13 protein-coding genes are annotated in these 19515 nt (G+C 50.9%); all 13 read right to left on the bottom strand.

Features of this window, described 5'->3' with window-relative positions; all coding sequences use genetic code 11:
- Positions 1-16: 16 nt before the first annotated feature.
- Positions 17-1609: a type VI secretion system protein TssA gene (gene tssA, locus ACLW56_RS20300; protein ID WP_330985513.1), complete on the bottom strand. Its 1593-nt coding sequence runs from the start codon at positions 1607-1609 to the stop codon at positions 17-19.
- Complete coding sequence (locus ACLW56_RS20305; RefSeq protein WP_330985514.1) at positions 1609-4878, bottom strand: ImcF-related family protein; 3270 nt, start codon at positions 4876-4878, stop codon at positions 1609-1611. Before ACLW56_RS20305 ends, tssA begins: the two co-directional genes overlap by 1 nt.
- Before the next feature lie 148 nt (positions 4879-5026).
- On the bottom strand, positions 5027-6202 hold the full coding sequence (locus ACLW56_RS20310) for a hypothetical protein (RefSeq protein WP_330985515.1): 1176 nt from the start codon (positions 6200-6202) through the stop codon (positions 5027-5029).
- 54 nt (positions 6203-6256) lie between these two features.
- On the bottom strand, positions 6257-7162 hold the full coding sequence (locus ACLW56_RS20315; protein ID WP_330985516.1) for a hypothetical protein: 906 nt from the start codon (positions 7160-7162) through the stop codon (positions 6257-6259).
- A 106-nt stretch (positions 7163-7268) separates the two neighbouring features.
- Entirely contained in the window at positions 7269-8219 is a 951-nt protein-coding gene (locus ACLW56_RS20320; protein ID WP_330985517.1) for a putative type VI secretion system effector, read from the bottom strand.
- Positions 8220-8416: 197 nt separating this feature from the next.
- Positions 8417-9376 carry a putative type VI secretion system effector gene (locus ACLW56_RS20325; protein WP_330985518.1) on the bottom strand — a complete coding sequence of 320 codons (960 nt, stop codon included), beginning with the start codon at positions 9374-9376 and terminating at the stop codon, positions 8417-8419.
- Positions 9377-9442: 66 nt separating this feature from the next.
- The gene (locus ACLW56_RS20330; protein WP_330985519.1) at positions 9443-10405 is read right to left on the bottom strand and encodes a putative type VI secretion system effector; all 963 of its coding nucleotides are present in this window, start codon (positions 10403-10405) and stop codon (positions 9443-9445) included.
- Entirely contained in the window at positions 10402-13158 is a 2757-nt protein-coding gene (locus tag ACLW56_RS20335) for a T6SS effector BTH_I2691 family protein (protein ID WP_330985520.1), read from the bottom strand. The genes ACLW56_RS20330 and ACLW56_RS20335 overlap by 4 nt, the downstream gene beginning before the upstream one ends.
- 47 nt (positions 13159-13205) lie before the next feature.
- Positions 13206-13472, bottom strand: a complete 267-nt coding sequence (locus ACLW56_RS20340) for a PAAR domain-containing protein (protein ID WP_330985521.1) — start codon at positions 13470-13472, stop codon at positions 13206-13208.
- Positions 13473-13489: 17 nt separating this feature from the next.
- Complete coding sequence (locus ACLW56_RS20345) at positions 13490-15862, bottom strand: type VI secretion system tip protein VgrG (protein ID WP_330985522.1); 2373 nt, start codon at positions 15860-15862, stop codon at positions 13490-13492.
- On the bottom strand, positions 15862-18525 hold the full coding sequence (gene tssH / locus ACLW56_RS20350) for a type VI secretion system ATPase TssH (protein WP_330985523.1): 2664 nt from the start codon (positions 18523-18525) through the stop codon (positions 15862-15864). The genes ACLW56_RS20345 and tssH overlap by 1 nt, the downstream gene beginning before the upstream one ends.
- Before the next feature lie 164 nt (positions 18526-18689).
- Positions 18690-19181, bottom strand: a complete 492-nt coding sequence (gene hcp, locus ACLW56_RS20355) for a type VI secretion system effector Hcp (protein WP_024558534.1) — start codon at positions 19179-19181, stop codon at positions 18690-18692.
- Positions 19182-19194: 13 nt separating this feature from the next.
- Positions 19195-19515: OmpA family protein (locus tag ACLW56_RS20360; protein ID WP_330985524.1), on the bottom strand; the 321-nt coding region annotated here is incomplete at its 5' end.

The raw sequence follows: 19515 nt of genomic DNA on the forward strand, positions 1-19515 counted from the left end.
CTTTATAGTCTGGGAGTTAACTGCACAGCACCGCGGCACGAGCAGGATCCAAAGAGATTAGCCCGGAGAGCAATGAGTCCATTTCAGGTTGCAGGCGGATTTTATCTGCCTCATTGCGTCCGGCTTTACCACGCAGCAACTTGAGCCGGCGGGCTTTGACTTCAAACATGAGCTCTGGCACCCATTGCTGAAGCGTCAACGATTGAGCGCTACTGTCGAGTTCTCCCAGCAGATGCAGTGCCATTTCATTCTTGCCGTACTGCTCACTGACTCGGGCCATCAGCAGGCGCATCAGCCATTTGTCCCGACAGGAACTGTAGCCCGGTTGTATCTGCAACCAATTGAGCGCAGCTTCAACGCCCTCATTGTCGGCTTTAGCCAGTACTTCAGGTTCCAGCGTTAACACATCATCACCGCTGGCTGCCGTCGACGTAACGGGCTCATCTTTCCAGCCTGGCATGTCATCCAGCACGCTTTCGTTAATCCAGTTGGTGGTGACTTCATCGGCAAAGGGAGTTCCGTCATTAAAAGCCAGCGCTTCTAACCCCGGAAGACGGGCCAGTAAGCCTTGTAAGTCTCGACAAAGGATATCTGCGCGTATGCTGTCGCTATCCAGTTTCACCAGCGCCTGCCAGGCGTACCACTGCACATCCAGCCACAGATGATTCACGCCCTGCGCCAACAATGTGTCAGTATGTTCCAGCAGTTCAGACCAGCTTTTTTGCAGGTAAAGCCGTTTGAGATGAGCTTTATTGTCAGGCTTTGGCGGGACGAGCCGGGTACGTCCTGAGGCATCCAGAGGCGGTAACTCCGTCAACGTATCCCAGCGGACGCTTTTCAACAGATGATGCCCCGCAAGCCAGCCACCAGGTTGATCGCGCAGGTATTTAGCCAGCACTTTGGCCTGATCGAGCAAATCACGCCCTGAAGTGACTGCGTTCATCACAGGTGCAGAAGGCGCTGCCGCAGCTGAAGAGCTTTCTTCACGGCTGGTCTGCGGCACCATGCTATTGGCTCCCCCGCTTTGTACCAGCCGATTATCCAGAGCCAGATACAACGCGCCGAGATCCGGACGGGCGTCTTCGCTGAATAACAAAAACGACTGTTCCGCCAGCAACAGCACCGCGGCAATACGTTGCATGATGGACATATCGACTTCAGGGTACAGAGACAGGCTGTCTGTGACACGATTGCTGCCAAGCCATTCAAGGGCAGTTTTACGGCTGCGGTCACGCTGAGGGTGCAGTTGGCTACCAAACCGTTCAAGCATGGCCGCGAGAAGCTCAACGCCCTGCGCAAAACCCGTCTCTCCGTCCTGATGAAGACGCGCCCAGACATAAAAAGTGATCACCCGCAGATCTTTGCAGGTGTGGGTCAACAGCTTTTCAGCCAACTGGCAAATCAGGCCAGTATCAATGCCGGAAAGCTTGTTGACCTCCTCACGGATGCGCTGGAAATCATCGTCATAACCAGGATCTTCCCCGGCGGGTTCTTGCCCTGTAATCGGCAACAGCCAACTTTCCCATTCAGCGCTGCGAATTCGAGCCTGATTCAGTAGGGTTTCTTCATCAGATCCACAGGCGAGAAGCACGCTTTGTAGTGTTGCCATTATTCCATTCCATCCATGGCTAAGTGATCGCCGCCAGCCAGAGCCTGTGCCGTAGCAGAAGCATCGACACTGAATATCTGTGCCGGGAGACTGAAGTTACGTAATTCCAGCAGGGCTAACGGCCCACTACCCAGTTGAGATCGCAGAACCCACTGCAACGTGCGTCCATCAGGGGCGGTAAAACTCATCATCCACTGGCTACGGTCGAGCTGCTGTCGCTTGCCCTGATCCAGCCAGCGAATAAAGCCCCAGGTTCCTCCGTAATCACCAAACAGACGTGCACCTGCGTTGGTCGAGGTCCAGGTCAGCATCGTGCCTGGTTTGTAGGTATCACCCGGCCAGCGGAAGGACTGCCAGTCCGCCATCTGATTGAAGTAATGGAGTTGCTGCCCGTCAATCGTTAACTGCGTATCTACCACCTGCGGTGCCGGGCGTGCCTGCAGCTCAAAACTGATCCCCTGGCTGCCGTCGGTAAACAGAATGTCCGACAGTTGACTCAGTTGGTTAACCGCGCGGAGAAAGGCTGGATTAAACGTCAATCCCTGGCTGTGTGTATTGTCTGGCACCCACTGACTCCCCTCTTTGTGCAGCACACCGCTCAGTTCAGTCGTCAGGAATCTGTCGATACGGCCCGTATCTTTGCGGATAAACTCGGCCAACATAGGCAATGAAACATCGCTTTTGCTTACAGCAAAGGGGAAGCGGCCATCAAAGGCGGTGCGCCAGTTGGCAACCACCGAACGACTCCAGCGATCGTTCAGGCTGGCGGCAGACGGCTGCAAAACCGTTTCCCAGGCCTGGGTCAGCGGCTGCACGAACATGGTACGGCCAAAACCGCTCCATTCTTCACCGAGGCTCGCCGCAACCAGACTGCCGTACTGCTGGGTATCGGTGAGATCAACGCTTTTCCCCTGAAACACGGTTTGCGCCAGCGTTTGCATCATCTCTTGCGGATCAGAGGCACTTGCCACCTGTTGCAGGCGCAAACGGACGCGGGTAATTCGGGTCAGATACGTCTGCAAACTCAAGGTGCTGTCAGCTGACATAACATTGCTGGCATTGTTTTTGCCCATCAGCGTCAGGATCGGCCCAAATGAATCATCGAGCGGCCCCTGTGGACCTGCAGCGCTCTGATCGATAGCGAGTTTATCTTTGTTGCCGATCAGGTTTTTCGCTGACTTGATAAGTGAATCGGAAATACCTTCGCTTTGCTGGCCGGTCTGCCCTTGCCAGGCGAGCGTATTCATCAAGGCAATGAGCGGCGACTGACGAACATCGCTCATCAATGTCAGTTGGTCCGTCACATCCGCAATGTTGTAAGCCGGGTTCCAGGACAGGCTATTGAGGAAGCTCAGCCAGCTACCCGCAAAATCAGTAAAGTAACGCTGTGTCAGACGTTCCTTTAGCGCTTCCGGTGAGAGGTCGACTGACACCGCCTTGCGGCTGTCACTGAGCACCCAGTCAATCTCATCCCGACGTGAATTTGCCGCTTTATCAATCGCCTGCTGAATGCCGCCTTCCCAGGCCTGACGGGTAAACATACCGGGCACGACTTCATCGGTATTGAACAGGCGCCGGGCATCTGTGCCACCCGTCATGTCTTCCAGTGAGACATCAGCAAAGTTGCGGCGCACGGATTTGAGCATGTTCTCATAGAGGGTGCTTTCCGCGTTGCGGCGGCCAATCTGCTGCAAGAGAACCTGTCGACTCTGGCTGACCAGCGACGGGTCTGGAGTAATTTTCCACTGTGGCTGTTGCGGCAGTTCAGAAATAGAGAACGCCCATAAATCTGGTGAAAGACTCTGCCAGAGACCGGTAGAAATCCCCATGCGTATTGGCTGCACCGTTTTCATGGTTTGGGCATAAAACGCGCCATCCACTTTGTCCGGATGGGCCATCATCAACCAGGCTTTCAACTGGTCGTAACCTGGTTTCGCCAGTTGCGTGCGCTGATCGCTGTTCGGGGCTGAATTTGCCAACGCAGTGAGCTTTTGCATCAGAGCTTCACTGGCCGGATCACGAATCAAACGATTATTCGCCACGCCGTACCAGGGCAACATTGCGCTAAGCAATTGCTGATTATGGTCAAGGCCAAAACGCTGATACCACGGAGTCCCTTCCTGGACGTTATGCTGCAAGCGACCCGCGGCGTTTCGCAGTTCATGCAACGCCGTAAGCTGGTAGTCAGAAACGGACGGGTGATTCACCAGGGCGCGAGCTTTACCCGCCACCGAAGAAATCTGGCCGTAATTCAGAGCAAAAGAGAGCAGCAGACCAGCGCCCCACAACCCCACTACAGCCATGAGGCACCAGGCCAAAATCTGTTCCCAGGCCATGCCAACACGGCGGCCACGAACACGAGTGCAATCTTCAGTAACCCCAAGCCAGGTGGCCGGCAAAGTCAGTGCGTGTTGGTGTAAAGGCTGCAGATACGCCGTTTCTTTTTCAGTCTCATCGCTGAACAGTTCTGGCTTATTGATCTGACTGAACATCAGCCCCCGCAGCGGGACGCGCTGTTGAGAACCGTATAACCATGGCATCAGGCGGGATGCCCAGAGCTTGCTTTCCCCCTGCTCAAGTTGCTGAGCAAGACGCAACAGAAAATCGAACTGACGCTTCTCAGCAATCTGAGAAATCCCCTGTTCCCGTAGTTGCGGAAGTAGCGTTCTGAGCTGTGTTGACACGGAATCCGGCAGCGCCCGTAACGGCAGAGTGATACCCACAGACTGTGCTTCACGCCCAGACTGAGACCACTCACTGCCACAAAGTTGCCACAGCCAGACGGGCGCAGAGTAACGTAATGCTTCGCTGATTTTCTCCAGCCCGCGCAAATCGTTGTCGCTCACCTGAGGCGTGAGATTCTGCTCTTCGCTGATCACCCGGACAATGCCGTCCAGCGGGCGTCCACGCCGCAATTTACGCAGCGCAGAGTATTTTTCCTTATCGGGCTCAACAGTCAGACTGCCGCCGTAAATCAATACCGTACGGTCACCTTCCAGCCATTGACTGCTTTGTAAGCCAGGAACCAGCTGTTCAATGGCTGTCTCTTCGCCGGTCACTAACAGCAGGCGGGTTTTGTTTCGCCAGAAGATGCCATAGCGGCGGCGGAGGTGGGCTTTTAAAGGATCTTTTTTGTTGGACTTTTTATCTTTACCATGGAAGTTAGCTGCGCCTGCCCCACCTATTTTATTAGGCTGAAAACGAGGCTCCCTTTGGTAGAACCACACTCCGAAATTCATTAACATCAGGAACACGGAGAACAAAAACATGCATAAGAACCAAAGACTCACTTTTTCTTTAGGTGATGCCCACCCAAAGGTATCCCCATAGTAGTAGCATCCAATAAAAATCAGCACGCCAAAAATAATAAGACAGGATACAAGTCCGATGACTCTCCATTTTGCTGAGGTTCTCAATTTAAAGCTCCCTGCTATTATCAAACGGTCCAATGACATTAAACACATAGTCATCACCAACGCTGGCGACTATCAAAACCGGCTCATTGTTTGTTTCAGATATGAAGAGAGCCAGTGCAAACACCAACCAAAAATGAGTATCGCTTAACTTACCCAGTATTAAATTTAAATGCTGAGTCTCATACTCCCACTTGATATCCATGGATAAGCTTAACGTTCTTAGCACCTCCGAAACATCTAAAGCATCATTCACACTCATATTGCTAAAAAGTACCTTTGACGACTTAAATACATCCGGCTGGTAAGTCATCATTTGAATAACCTCTTGTTTCATTGAATCTTTGTCGCATGCCATCGTTCGCAATGCCACGCCACCACTTTCGTTCTTTGCCAGTATTTCTCGGTGCGCCACCAACAAAATTGAAGCAAACTCGGTTGAGTCTGAGCAATATCTCTCAATACTTTCAATGTTTGCAGATATTATTATCGACACTCTGCCAGCCTCAATATTAGATAGCGAGTCGAATTCTGGCTCTAATATATCGTTCCAATAAAAACAATTACCAAGGCAGTCATCTGAAAAACCGATTGCAGTCCAACATTCTTTGAATGTTGAGAACGTAGCATAGCCACTACCATAGGTGAATATTACGTCAAATACGCATGTTTTCTTCAAGTTTATCAGTTGCGCTCTGACGGACGCTAATAGCTCATAAATTAATTGTTCTTCTGTGTAAGCATCCCCATTATGGCCACGTAATTTTAATTGCTGCTCGCTATATATTTCAACGAAATGAGAGGTCGCTATATCAGATTGTGATATGACAGAAGGGAGAAATAACTTATAAGCAGGAACATAAAACTTTCGACTAGCCCATTCCGTCCAACCCTGCCTTGTCAACATAGCCTCCTGCTCTCTTGCTTCGTATGCCGACAAACAAACACCATAGTAATAAGTTCTAATGGAAAGAATAACAGAGTAGACAAACAACCATATAAAGAACAACATAGTGAATGTTTTTGAAAAATTATGCTCTTCGGCGGGCGCAATGATTTTAACACTCCCCCAAGCCACAATCATTACCATTAAAAAACAGATAAAAAAATAAAACCACCGCTTCCATTTTATGGAGGGAATCTTATCACCAGGAGGAATTATTTGCACCGGCCAACTCATATCACTCTCCATCATTATCAATGGCACACTTCCATTAAGCTAAAGCACCATTTCTTAATATATCTGTCTATCAATTCTGGATTTCACATCTGAGTATGACTGAAGATTTTTGTTACGATTGTTAGATATGTATTTATCAAGCACCCCATTTTGATAAAATAGGCGTTGAACTTTCAGCACATCAAGGCCAAATTCTACAGCATCATTATCGGATGGGGTGAAAGATGAATAATAATACTTCAGTGCAGGATGCAATAACTCTACCACTTCACGCTCACTGAGCTTATCATCCGAATTTATTTTTCTGTATACGCGCAAAATTTTATTGACAACCAACACCCGACTCATTTCTGATAAATTTAGCTCGGTTAGTCCAAGTGAGTAGTTCAATTTTTTCTTGCACTCACTGTCGCCATTCACTACCTGCACAACACCATCCCCATCGATGAAAGTCCATGTATTAATGTTGCTTAGCAGTTGTTGTTTTTGCCAGCTATCGAGAACAGGCATTAACGGCCCAAATACAGAGGGGTCGAAAAAACGCAGCAGTATATCACCAACAGATTGAATCGACTGAACAGCAGACAAAGCGATTTGTTCGGCAAGCTGTTCCCCTGTTAATTCCGTCGAGATCCACGCACAGACACTGCGTCCTTCGCCTGCATCAAGCCGCTCAGCTTTCAACTCATTTAACGCATGCTGAATACTATTTTCAAATAACTTTCCATCTATTTCATCCATTGCATGAAGAGGAAAAATGAAAAGCGGTAAAGCGCCAAGGAGTTCATCCTGATGGAATATAACAGGATATGATTTATAGTCTTTCAGCACATCATGCAGAGATGTATCTGATTGATATTGCGCTAAAGATGCATCTATTAAAAGAAAACATTCTCCACTTTTTCCAAATGCTGCATTAGTGATTTTTTCTTTTAGATCGTAAAAAGATTCACTTTCCATAATAAACCCCATCAAGCCAACCTGAAGTTATCTGCCATAGCTTGCTAACACCTACAGCATTACAAAAACATCATCAATTAAGCCAGGTCCCACAAATGCACTATTTTTAATAGTAAAACCAGCTCTCACCTGAGAAAATTAACTTAGAACTAGGGCATGCAGGCTTATTCTTATCACCAGGCTCATGCCACATACCTTTATCTTTCAACTGTTGCTCTCGTTCTTTTGTTGTTTTATTTAGATTAGTTGCTGCAACGTTTTTCACCCCTAACAAATGACATATTTCCTCTGTCAATTTGCAACGGGTAGGGGCGCAGGCCTTGTAAGCGAAGAAAGCAATTAAGCCTGCGACACCCAAAGCACCACCCCAAAACATATATATCGGGCCCGCATATCTCTCCCAATAATAAATCACTGCATAGCCATTTATTATATCTCTAATCAGAAGCATAACCATAATCACAGTAATTATTATGACCGTTAGTACAATCATATTTTTGATCCGCCAAAGCATATGAGCCATATGACCCATATCGCATTTTGGACAAATTGAAACTATTCTCTCCTCTGGCAGCGCAATGGCATACACCTCATAATGGTCATGCTGCCACTCAACCACCATATCAACATCATCGCCTGCTTTAAGCCGGGTTATTCCGACCCAACCGCGAAACGGCCTGCCATTAATCATCCCCTGGACGTACTCCGCTGAATCATTCGAAGATTCGCTCTCGGCCATGATTACAACCCCAACGCCGGGGCTCCCTGCAGCGATTGCCGCCGCCGCGCCACGCTGACCATCGGATATCTCCGGCAGACTGCTGGTCCTGTAGGCTTTTACGTCAAAGTACTCTCTAAAGTATTCACTGCTGAAGGATTCCAGCCGCCCACTAATTTTCTCCAGAGGCCCATAAGGCGGTAATACCGGCGGAGGAGGCAACTCTCGTGTCCAGGGTCTGCCGTTCATCACCTCGATTTCTTGTTTAGTACGTAAATCTGCCAGTTTTTCGGGTTTGACAAACCGTGAGCATATCGGCTTTTGTTCAACTGAATTCATGAAATATCCTTAATTGCTGCTTCCAGGTCCGTGTCCTGCTCTGCCATGCATTCTATTGAATGGAGCCGTGCCAAAGACTGGTTTTGAAGCTTACCATCCGATATCCAGTTCAGAATAAATTCATGTCTGTAGTACGATACCGTAAATTATTTTACCTAGCCAATTAACATTCAAGCACCACATTTTGTAAAAAAGAACTAATAATAAAACCAATACTCCATAGAATAGATGAATTTCGAACTGGGACAAGCAGGTTTATTTTTATCACCATGGACATGACATTTACCTTTAGCGATAAGATATTGCTCGTAGTCTTTTGTGATTTTATTAAGGTTAACTCTCTCTATTTTTTTCATACCCAATAGATAAAATATTTCCTCTGCCAATTTACAACGCGTTGGCGCACAAGCTTTATAAGCAGAAAATGCAATTAATCCTGAAACAACAAAACTTCCACATGAAAATATAAAAATAGGAAACCCAAAATATTTCCAGAACTCGACACTTCCCCAACCAGCTCCAGTCACTGATTTTATCAGGCATACAATAATAAACATCATTATTAACATCATGGTCAAAAAAAACATATTCCTTAAGCGATAAAGGAAATGAGCCATATGGCCCATATCGCATTTTGGACAAATTGAAACTATTCTCTCCTCTGGTAGCGCAATGGCATACACCTCATAATGGTCGTGCTGCCACTCAACCACCATATCAACATCATCGCCTGCTTTAAGCCGGGTTATTCCGACCCAACCGCGAAACGGCCTGCCATTAATCATCCCCTGGACGTACTCCGCTGAATCATTCGAAGATTCGCTCTCGGCCATGATTACAGCCCCAACGCCGGGGCTCCCTGCAGCGATTGCCGCCGCCGCAGCAGCGCCACGCTGACCATCGGATATCTCCGGCAGACTGCTGGTCCTGTAGGCTTTTACATCAAAGTACTCTCTAAAGTATTCACTGCTGAAGGATTCCAGCCGCCCACTGATTTTCTCCAGAGGTCCATAAGGCGGTAATACCGGCGGAGGAGGCAGCTCTCGTGTCCAGGGTCTGCCGTTCATCACCTCGATTTCTTGTTTAGTACGTAAATCTGCCAGTTTTTCGGGTTTGACAAACCGTGAGCATATCGGCTTTTGTTCAACTGAATTCATGAAATATCCTTGATTGCTGCTTCCAGCGTTTTATCTTTATTAGCCTGATACGTTTAAAGATGACAATTAGTAATAGAACCAATATTCCGCCGAATAAAGGACCTTTCCACTAGGGCATGCAGGCTTATTCTTATCACCAGGCTCATGCCACATACCTTTATCTTTCAACTGTTGCTCTCGTTCTTTTGTTGTTTTATTAAGATTAGTAGTTGCAACGTTTTGCACACATAGAAACTGACATATTTCCTCTGTCAGTTTGCAGCGAGTGGGAGCACAGGCTTTATAGGCGGAAAGTGCTATCAACCCAGAAAGCCCCCCTCCCCCCAGCAAAGCGATAATGTATAACCAGTGATATATAAAAATAAAATTGTAAAATCCACTCCAGGAGCCATCCATTACATCACTAATAATGCCAAATAGCGTCACTGTGAAAATGAATATTGCAGTGAGAATAAACATATTTTTTATTCGCCAAAGCATATGAGCCATATGGCCCATATCGCATTTTGGGCAAATTGAAACTATTCTTTCCTCTGGTAGTGCAATGGCATACACCTCATAGTGGTCATGCTGCCACTCAACCACCATATCAACATCATCACCTGCTTTAAGCCGGGTTATTCCGACCCAGCCACGAAACGGCCTGCCATTAATCATCCCCTGGACGTACTCCGCTGAATCATTCGAAGATTCGCTCTCGGCCATAATTGCAATCCCAACGCCGGGGCTTCCTGCAGAGATTGCCGCCGCCGCCGCCGCGCCACGCTGAGCATCGGATATCTCCGGCAGACTGCTGGTCCTGTAGGCTTTTACGTCAAAGTACTCTCTAAAGTATTCACTGCTGAAGGATTCCAGCCGCCCACTGATTTTTTCCAGAGGCCCATAAGGCGGTAATACCGGTGGAGGAGGCAGCTCTCGTGTCCAGGGTCTGCCGTTCATCACCTCAATTTCTTGTTTAGTACGTAAATCTGCCAGTTTTTCGGGTTTGACAAACCGTGAGCATATCGGCTTTTGTTCAACTGAATTCATGAAATATCCTTGATTGCTGCTTCCAGCGCTTTATCCTGATCAACTAGGGAACGATTTAACGGAGCAGTTCCAAACACTGATTTCTTACACCACAGTTGGAGTTCATTATCTGAGATCCAGGTTACCACCATCTGCAACAGTGTTATTGCTATCATCGCTTCCCATGTCATCAGTACCGCCAGCACACGGATGCCTAAAAATTCTACAGCTAGAAAACCAGTGATTTTCCCTGCGTATTTCTGAGCAAGCGGCTTGTCAATTACTTCCAATAGTAGACCAACAGATTTTACAGCCCCCAGTACATCAACGAATGTTTTTAGTCCCAAAACACTCATCAGAACAAAACGGTTATTCTCAAACTCAGCCTTTGTTGAACACCAGTCTGCATACACCGAAAATAGCGAAGCGGCACCGCCTGCCGCCGCACCTGCGCCTTTAATCCAGGCCACCGTCAGCGGTCGCGCTTCCAGGCCTTTTTCTATTGCAGGTAAAAAGACCGAAGTCCCCTGGCTTACCATTGCCAGCCCACTAGCCATCAGACTCGACAGCGGCTTTTTCTCATCCTGTACCTGTCCGCAAAGGTAGATAAAATCCATTGCATTCAGCACTAACAACAGGCTGTTTATTCTTGCCAGCCGGTATTCGCCCTTGCCCTTCTCTGTCGAAAAATGCTCTTCCAGCTTGCTGCTCAGTGTCTGCTTAATGGTCACCACTTCACTTTGGCTTGCCATAAAGCGTTTACTGTTGCGGACACCTGCCAGCACCGTCTGACGCAAAGCCGGCGCATCTTTAAGGTATTCATTCACTAACGAGTGAACTTTCTCTGACGGCACCCCAGCTCTTACCATAAATACCAGCCGGAATGCAGTGGTCGCCAACTTTTCGCCTATCTTATCAACCAGCAGAACGCGGCTTACCCGATCACCGACTGCCACGATAAACGCATCGGTCCTGAAAAGCTCCACTTCTAACTTACTGGCGTTTTCCTTCAAGCCCTTCACGACATTGCCCAAAGATTTCTGGTAATACCCTTCCAGTTTTTTCATATTACCAACCTGCTGCATCAGAGCAGCAGTCACGGCTGTGGCTGTCAGCGGCGTTACCTCTTCATCCTTTCTGCCCTTCACCGTTGCCAGAAACGGCTCCAGCTCGCCCATCATGTTTGGATTGTTTGCCGCTACATGCCGCCACAGCAGATTGGTACGATTACCTGTGCTGTACTCCCCCCACCAACCATCCAGTTTTGCAGCCCCTGCAGGGCAGCTGTTGATGCCTTGCATTGCCATGCCCACGGCTGACTGGTAGAAAAGCCCTGCTCGTTGTGTCACGCAGTGAAAATCATCCAGCGTTGCCACCAACAGAGGCGCACTCAGCCAGTTCACAACGCTGACGATCCTTTTCTGGAAGATAGCGTTAACGGTGTCACCCAGGCTCTTGTAGCAAGTATCGAAGTTCGCCTGTCGGATTGTGTTTAGCTGTTTTTGGTAGGGCGCCCAACTCCTGGCCCGAACATCACTGAAAACTTTAGGGCGTTCAGCCAGTTCCTTGTCAACCTGAGCTTTTATCGCGGCAACACGTCTCTGGTGAGCGGCCAGTGGTTCAGGCTGACTCATCAAAACGCTTTCGGGGTACGATGCCGTTACATTCTGCGCATGCCAGTTTCTGACTAATTTGTCATCCGCCCTGATTTGCGTCAGCACATCAGGCTTCCCCTGATAACGCCTCTCAAGTGCCTGCAAACGCGTATCCAGGAATTTGTCCGAGAGCATTGAGCTTTCACCCGCTCGCGCAAGTTGATCCTCACCACGCGTCTGGACATTATTTTCCAGCAGCGTTTTTATTGCATCGAGGTTCGTTTTCGTCAGAAACTCCAGCTCACGCTCCTGCAGGAACTGCTTCTGACGCCCCAGAACATCCTGGCTCCAGCCGTTCAGTTCATGCACGATCCCCACCGGATCCCAAAGAGGAAGCAGCAGTGGCGTCATCCCCTCGCTTCGCTTTTGCATTGCCGTGACCGTCGCCGTTGTCATACCACTGCGACCTTTCGCCCATGGATACAAACTGGACTGCATTTTCACCACATCGTTATTGATCCGCCACGGATCATCCACCGTCGGGTCCCAGAGCGACGGCGCCCGGCTGACGTTCTGAACCTTTACATCATCCGGCCCTGGCAACAGACCGAAAACAGAAGGAACTTGATAGTCCAGAACCTGATTCAGGCTAGATTCGGTAACTTCAGTCCCTGTTTTACTGCGCTGCGCGCCCAACACAGAAGGCATGACTTTCTGCATTCTCTCACTGCGATCTTTCGGCGTTGAGCGATACCGATCGAGCGTTTCCTGCTCCCACGGATACTGGCTGAAAGCAAACCACACATTGCCGCATTTATCCGGGGACTCAATGCTCATGAACTCTACGTTTTGCGCGATATGTTCGCCCGTTTCGCACATAGCCTTATCCACCGCAGCTGGATTAGAAGCCACCTGCTGCAGCCACAATGAACCATCAGGAGCAATGCTGTAACATTGCCAGTAGTTGGTACCTTGTTTTCCTTTTTCATAGAAAACGTAGAGGTAACCCTGGCGAAGCGCCCGGAGTGTGTACTTTTCATTATTGGCAAGTTTTACCCCTGTAATGCGCGGATCGTTCGCCCACCCAGGTAAACTGGCATTAATATTTTCCGGCACTACGGCATACCGTACTGGCAGAACCGTCAAACCTTTCGTTGTGCATAAACCCTGGCATGCCATATTACAGTCCTTTTTTTAGCTAAACCTGCAAATACAAAGTGTCTAACTTAACCGGTAAAAAAATTAGAACCGGCGATCACCTTATGACTGGAACATTGGCAAAGAACACGATCCTGATCCTGCACCAGAAGTATGCCATTGCTGACAATGCCCACAGCAGTAGCCTGAACAGGGAATGTTCCTTTGCAAACACTACAGATAGCTTTATCGTTATTTTGTGCCACCTGCTTTCCCTCACTGAAATAGTTGGCAGTTGCCGAAACTATTTTTCCATTGGTCGTCCGATCGCCCAAAACAGCTAATTTTTTGGTCATCATTTTTTCCTCATCTATTAGCCAAGAGTCACTACAGCCCCTTGTTGCTGAGCCGCAGAAATGACCCCAGGTTTACAGCCCGAAGGCAGAGAAAGAGATGAATTTAACGTGGAAGCAGACTGCTGCTGAACCGCAATGCATTTCAACGTGACATTTTTGCCAGTACCGACTTCAACTCCCGCGTCACTTAACCGTATAAATGACCCACCACAAACTAAGAGGACTTCTTTCTTAGCCGAAATGACAACACTGTTGTCTGAACTGGCAATAGAAAGCTGCTGTTTAGCAAATAAATTCAGCGCATCAGATTGCGCCTGAATATCTACTTTGCCCTCCGAGGCATACATTTTTATCCCGAGTTTATGTGCGAATAAACTCAGAATATCGCCCACCGCCAGAGTAAATTTTTTGGCAATGCTCAGATCTGCATTTTGACCTGCCGTAACGATTAAATTTTCACCTGCAGAAACTTGCACACTCGCTGGAGTGACCTGCGCTATTCCCGAAGGGGCTGACAAAAGTAATGCTTGCTGCTTAAGATCATTAAGCGTGTCATTCATTAGCGCCGTTTGTTTCTCAAGATCGGCTAATTCCGCCTGAGCTGCTTGAGCGGCATGACGTAATCCAGAAGTTACCTCTCTGGCAGCGTCAAGTTCCTTAAGCGCCGCTTGCATTTCGCGCTGTAGCCCCTGCGCCTTCGCCTGCCCATCAGCGCTGATGAACATCCCTTTCTGTGCCCGGATGGCTCCCCAGCTGTCGGTTCTGAGCTCAAAACCCTCACCGCGCTTCTGCTTCTCAGCATCCACTAAATGCCCGAGATTCAGCTGACTCTTGCCGCCGTACTCGGTGGAGACCTTGATATGCTCCTTGCCGCGCTCATCGTCGAGGCGGATTTTGTTGTTCGCCGGGGTGCGCAGCACGTTGCGTTTGTAGTTGCGGATGGTGACGTGGTCGCCGTGCGCCGAATCGTGCAGCACGCCTGCAAGATATGGTCTGTCAGGGTTGCCGTCTTCAAAACCAATCGCCACTTCAGTGCCTGCCAGCAGCGGCAGATGCAGGCCGTAAGTGTCCCCGGCATACGGGCGTGACTGGCGAACCCACAGGCTTTCAAACCCGGTCTCCCAGTTATCACGGTCAAACAGCATGTTGACGCGATAGCGGCCGTCCTTGTCGATGTGGCCGTAGGTGTCATTGACAGTGGTGCTCGTTACGCGGGCCGGTAAGGTGCCTGCCATCACCGGACGCTTGCCCGGCTCCGGGCGGAAACCAAAATCAGTGCTGTCCGGCAGGCCACTGAAATGGACCACAAAATCCTTATCGCGTCTTGCATAGCTGGTCATGCCCGTGATGAGCACGCCCGCGCTGAACACGTCGGCCACTTCGAAGCCGCCGGTGACTTTCAGCACCTGGCCCGGGGACAGCGTCGGGCTACTGGTGATGCCCGCCACCTGCGTCTGACCATTCAGATAACGCTCGTGGCGGATGCGGGCATAGAAAGCCCCGGACTCGGGTGCCGGGTTGTGGTCATAGGCACTGCCCTGCGTCAGGTAGTTGTCCGCGTAATGGTAGGCTTCGCCGTAGGTGGTGCCGTCTCCCCGGGTCGCATCCACCTGGGCATTCATGTCGTCGGTGGCCTGGCGGTAGTTGTAATCGCGGGTGCTGACCTGTTTTTGCACCACATGGTGGTGGCTTTCCATGCCCCACACCGAGTCCACGCCTTTGGAATGCTGGCCGGACAGCGGCACTGACGGCAGGCTCAGGCCTTTTTCATACCCCTGCTGGCTGTCGTAAAACTCGACCACATCAATGTGGAGACGCGTGTCTGTCGTGAAACGGAACCAGATACCCACTTCACCCAGCAGACGGGTAATAAAGTGCAGGTCATCTTCCCCGTACTGCATCACCTGTTCACGGCGCGGGTACTCTTTGGTCAGCGAGAAAACAAAATCCTGGCCTTTCAGGCCGTGACGCTCGCGCAGGATTTTCTCCACAATGCCGGGAACTGAAATATCCTGGTAAATCGCGTTCTCGTGCGAACGGTCCAGCAGCGCCAGGCGCGGCGTCAGCGTCAGGGCGTAACGGGTTTCATCCTCCGAGGTGCTGAGGCGTTCAAACCCGCTCACCACCCCCTGAATTACCCGCACCGGTTGCTGGATTTTAATCCCGAAGCCCTGGTCCACCGGGGCCTGCAGCGTCAGGGACCCGGCTTTCATCAGCATCCTCTCTTTGCTGATGGCATGGTCGGCGCTGGTGAACTCCACCCGATAGCTGAACGGCTTGCTCAGGGCTTCCTGCCCTTCAAAAGCCAGCACATCCAGTTCAGCACTACTGCCAGAGACTTTCAGCAGATGGTGGTTATGGCTAAATCTGAGTACCGGGTTCGTGCTCATTACGCCTCTCCTGTGGCTATGAATGCCTCGACATCAAATTCAAGCTCAATCCCCTCGTCTTCACTCCAGCCTAATGTTAAGGACTTGGGTTTATTCTTTGCCGCCATGTAGCTAAGAAGTTGCTGGCTCAAAACTGGCAGGATTTGCTGATTGAGTAAGCTGTCGACGTTACGCGCCCCAGTGTCAGGCAAAAGACAGGCGGATGTGAGTGCGTCATACAGACTTACGTCAACGTGTGACGTCAACCCGTAATGGCGGTGCAGGCGTTTGCTCACCTGATCGAGTTTCATTTCCACAATTGAGCGCATGGCTTGTTCAGAAAGTGGGCGATAAATCACAGTCTGGAAACGTGCTAACAGTGCTGGCTGGAAGTGATCTCGCAAAATCGGGCGCAGTAATTCGTGTAATTCGCCTTCGCTGGCTGTCGGATTTTCTTCAAGAAACTGCATTAAGTGATCACTGCCGAGATTCGAGGTCATCAGAATTACTGTATTTCTGAAGTCAATCTCGCGGCCTTCGCCGTCGCGCATGAAGCCACGGTCAAAGACCTGGTAGAACAGGTTCATGACATCGCGGTGGGCTTTCTCCACTTCATCCAGCAGCACCACGCTGTACGGGCGCTTGCGCACGGCTTCGGTCAGAATGCCGCCCTGGCCGTAACCGACGTAGCCCGGAGGGGAACCCTTCAACTGTGAAACGGTATGCGGCTCCTGGTATTCCGACAGGTTGATGGTGATCAAGGATTTTTCACCGCCATACAGGGAATCTGCCAGCGCCAGCGCACTTTCGGTTTTCCCCACGCCGCTTGGGCCAACCAGCAGGAACACGCCCTGCGGTCCGTTTTCAGACGTTAAGCCGGTTTTGGCGGCACGCAGGCGCTGGGCGATGGCTTCGAGCGCCACATCCTGCCCAACCACGCGCTTGCCAATCTCCTGCTCCAGGCTCAGCAGTTCTGTCTGCTCATCTTTCATCAGGGAGGAAAGCGGCACGCCCGTCCAGTCGGCAATCACTGTCGCCACAGTGCGTACGTCCACATCAACAGAAAGCAGTGGGCTGTTTTGCTGCATGCCACTCAGCTGCTGTTGCAGCGCATTCGTCTCGCTCTGGCGCGAGATATCCTGGCGGGTTTCAAGGAGTTGCCCGGTGAGTTTCAGCTCTTCGCCGTACTGGGTTTCCAGCTTATCCAGCTCAACAATCAGGCTGACTTCTTCCTGCTCGATGACTGACAGGCGTTCACCGTGCGTCTGGCTGCCCAGCGCGATGTCTTCCAGCAGCGCCTGCTTCTCCATCTCAAGCGCGGTGATTTGTGCGCGGATGCGGGTTAGCTGTTCCGGCACGGTATCCAGGCTCATACGTACACGGGCGCTCGCGGTATCCAGCAAATCAACGGCTTTATCCGGTAGCTGGCGGCCTGTCAGATAGCGGCGGGAAAGTGTAACCGCCGCGCGCACCGCATCATCGGTGATGTGAACATTGTGGTGTTCAGCGTAGCGGGATTTCAGGCCGCGCAGCATCAGGCACGCGGTGTCGTCATCCGGCTCGTCGACTTTCACCATCTGGAAGCGGCGCTCCAGCGCGGCATCGCGTTCAAAATATTGTTTGTATTCGGACCAGGTTGTCGCGGCGATGGTGCGCAGTTCGCCACGCGCCAGCGCCGGTTTCAGCAGGTTCGCGGCATCTGCGCCACCCGCCTGATTACCCGCGCCGATAATGGTGTGCGCTTCATCGATAAACAGCAAAATCGGCACTGGCGACTGCTGCACGGCATCGATAACGTTTTTCAGACGCTGCTCGAACTCGCCTTTCACGCCCGCGCCAGCCTGAAGCAGACCGAGGTCAAGCGTGCGCAAAATCACAGGTTTGAGCGATTCCGGCACGTTGCCTTCGGCAATACGCAGCGCCAGGCCTTCTACCAGCGCAGTTTTCCCCACGCCCGGTTCGCCGACCAGAATCGGGTTGTTTTTACGACGGCGAGAGAGAATATCGACCATCTGGCGGATTTCGGTATCGCGACCAAAGACCGGGTCGATTTTGCCCTCTTTCGCTTTCGCCGTGACATCCAGGGTGAATTTATCCAGCGCATTTTGCAGGGCCGGATTGAGCTCGCCCTCTTTCACTTCGCTGCCTGCCGGACGGCCGATCATCTCAACATCGCCGCCCGTCGAAGCAATCAGTTCTTCTTCAAGCTGAAGTTCCGGGCGCTCGTCAGACTGCGCATCCAGCAAAGGACGCAGACGTTCCAGCTGGCTCTGGCCCAGCGTGAACAGTGGCCACAGGCCATCGCAGCGGATCAGTTTCGGGCTTTCAATCAGTGCCAGCAGTAAGTGCTGGCTGCGGATTTGCTCTTCGCCCTGCAATGAAGCCGCCATCCACGCCTGTTTCAGCAACTGATTCAGAGACTCCGCCAGTTGAGGACGGCCGCGCACGGAACGCGGCAGGTTATCCAGCCAGCCCAGCAGCGCCTGCCACATGCCGTCCATATCCCACTCGTAGCGACGTGCCAGCACGGTGAGATCGCCTTCGCCCTGCTCCAGCAGCTTCAGCAGCCAGTGCTCTGGCAGGATTTCCGCATGCGCACGGGTCTGGCACAGAGAAGCTGCGCCTTCCAGCGCGCGGGCGCAGTAAGGATTGAGTCGGCGTAACAGGACGGCTGAAGTTTCCATTTTTCTCTCTCTTTATTTTTTCCCGGGCACGCTACCGCCCATCGCTGTGTACTTACCAAAGCGCATAAGGTCAGGAAGGCAGAATGTGATTTTTCGCTCAGGGCCTGCGTGGGCAGACGCTCAGCGAAAAACTGCGGACAGGCGCAAGCCTGCCCGCAACGGGATTACGCCGTGGCGCGTTCGTTCCAGGAATCGGAATGAATGATGTTGCCGTCTTTGTAGGTCCAGGTGATTTTTTCGTAACGCAGTTCAATGCGCTCAAGGTGGTTGTGCTTCTCTTTAGAAGGATCCTTGATGTCGTACATTTCAGGATTCACTTTCACCACTTTCACGTTTTCCAGTTTGGTGTTGAAGTACTCCACTTCCTGGCCCGCGTCGTTGATTTTGTACCACTTGAATTCCGCAGACTTGAGGGTCTGACCGGTGGTCACAGCCTTGTACAGGTACGGGCTGGAGGAGTCGATTTCCTTGGTGAACAGGAACGGGGTGTGGATACGGGTACCGGTCAGCTTGCCGGTGTTGTTGTCGGTCGGGATGTACAGGTTATGCTCCTGAGCGACAACTTCGATGCTGCCTTCACGATCCTGCACGTCTACAGAACCTTTGATATCCGCACCGCCGTCGTCTTTCAGCCAAAGATAAACTGGAATTGCCATCGGATTTACTCCATTAGTGTTGAGAAACGTCATCATCCTGCGATGACGCTGGGGTTTTGCCTGGTATCTGGCAGGCGTTAGCCTGTGGCACCAGACTGATTTCGACACGGCGGTTAAGCGCTCGCCCTTCCGTGGTGTCATTTGTTGCGACAGGTCGACTTTCGCCATAGCCCTGCACGGCGAAACAGCTTTCCGGCACGTCACCGGTGTCGCGCATCCAGTCACGCACCGCTGCGGCGCGCTTCAAAGACAGCGTCTGGTTCAGTTGAGGATTGCCGGTGTTATCGGTGTGTCCGGCCACCACGATCAGCCAGCCTGGTTTGGCTTTGATGCC

Source organism: Pantoea sp. sgz302252 (assembly GCF_047713085.1).
Classification (GTDB): domain Bacteria; phylum Pseudomonadota; class Gammaproteobacteria; order Enterobacterales; family Enterobacteriaceae; genus Scandinavium.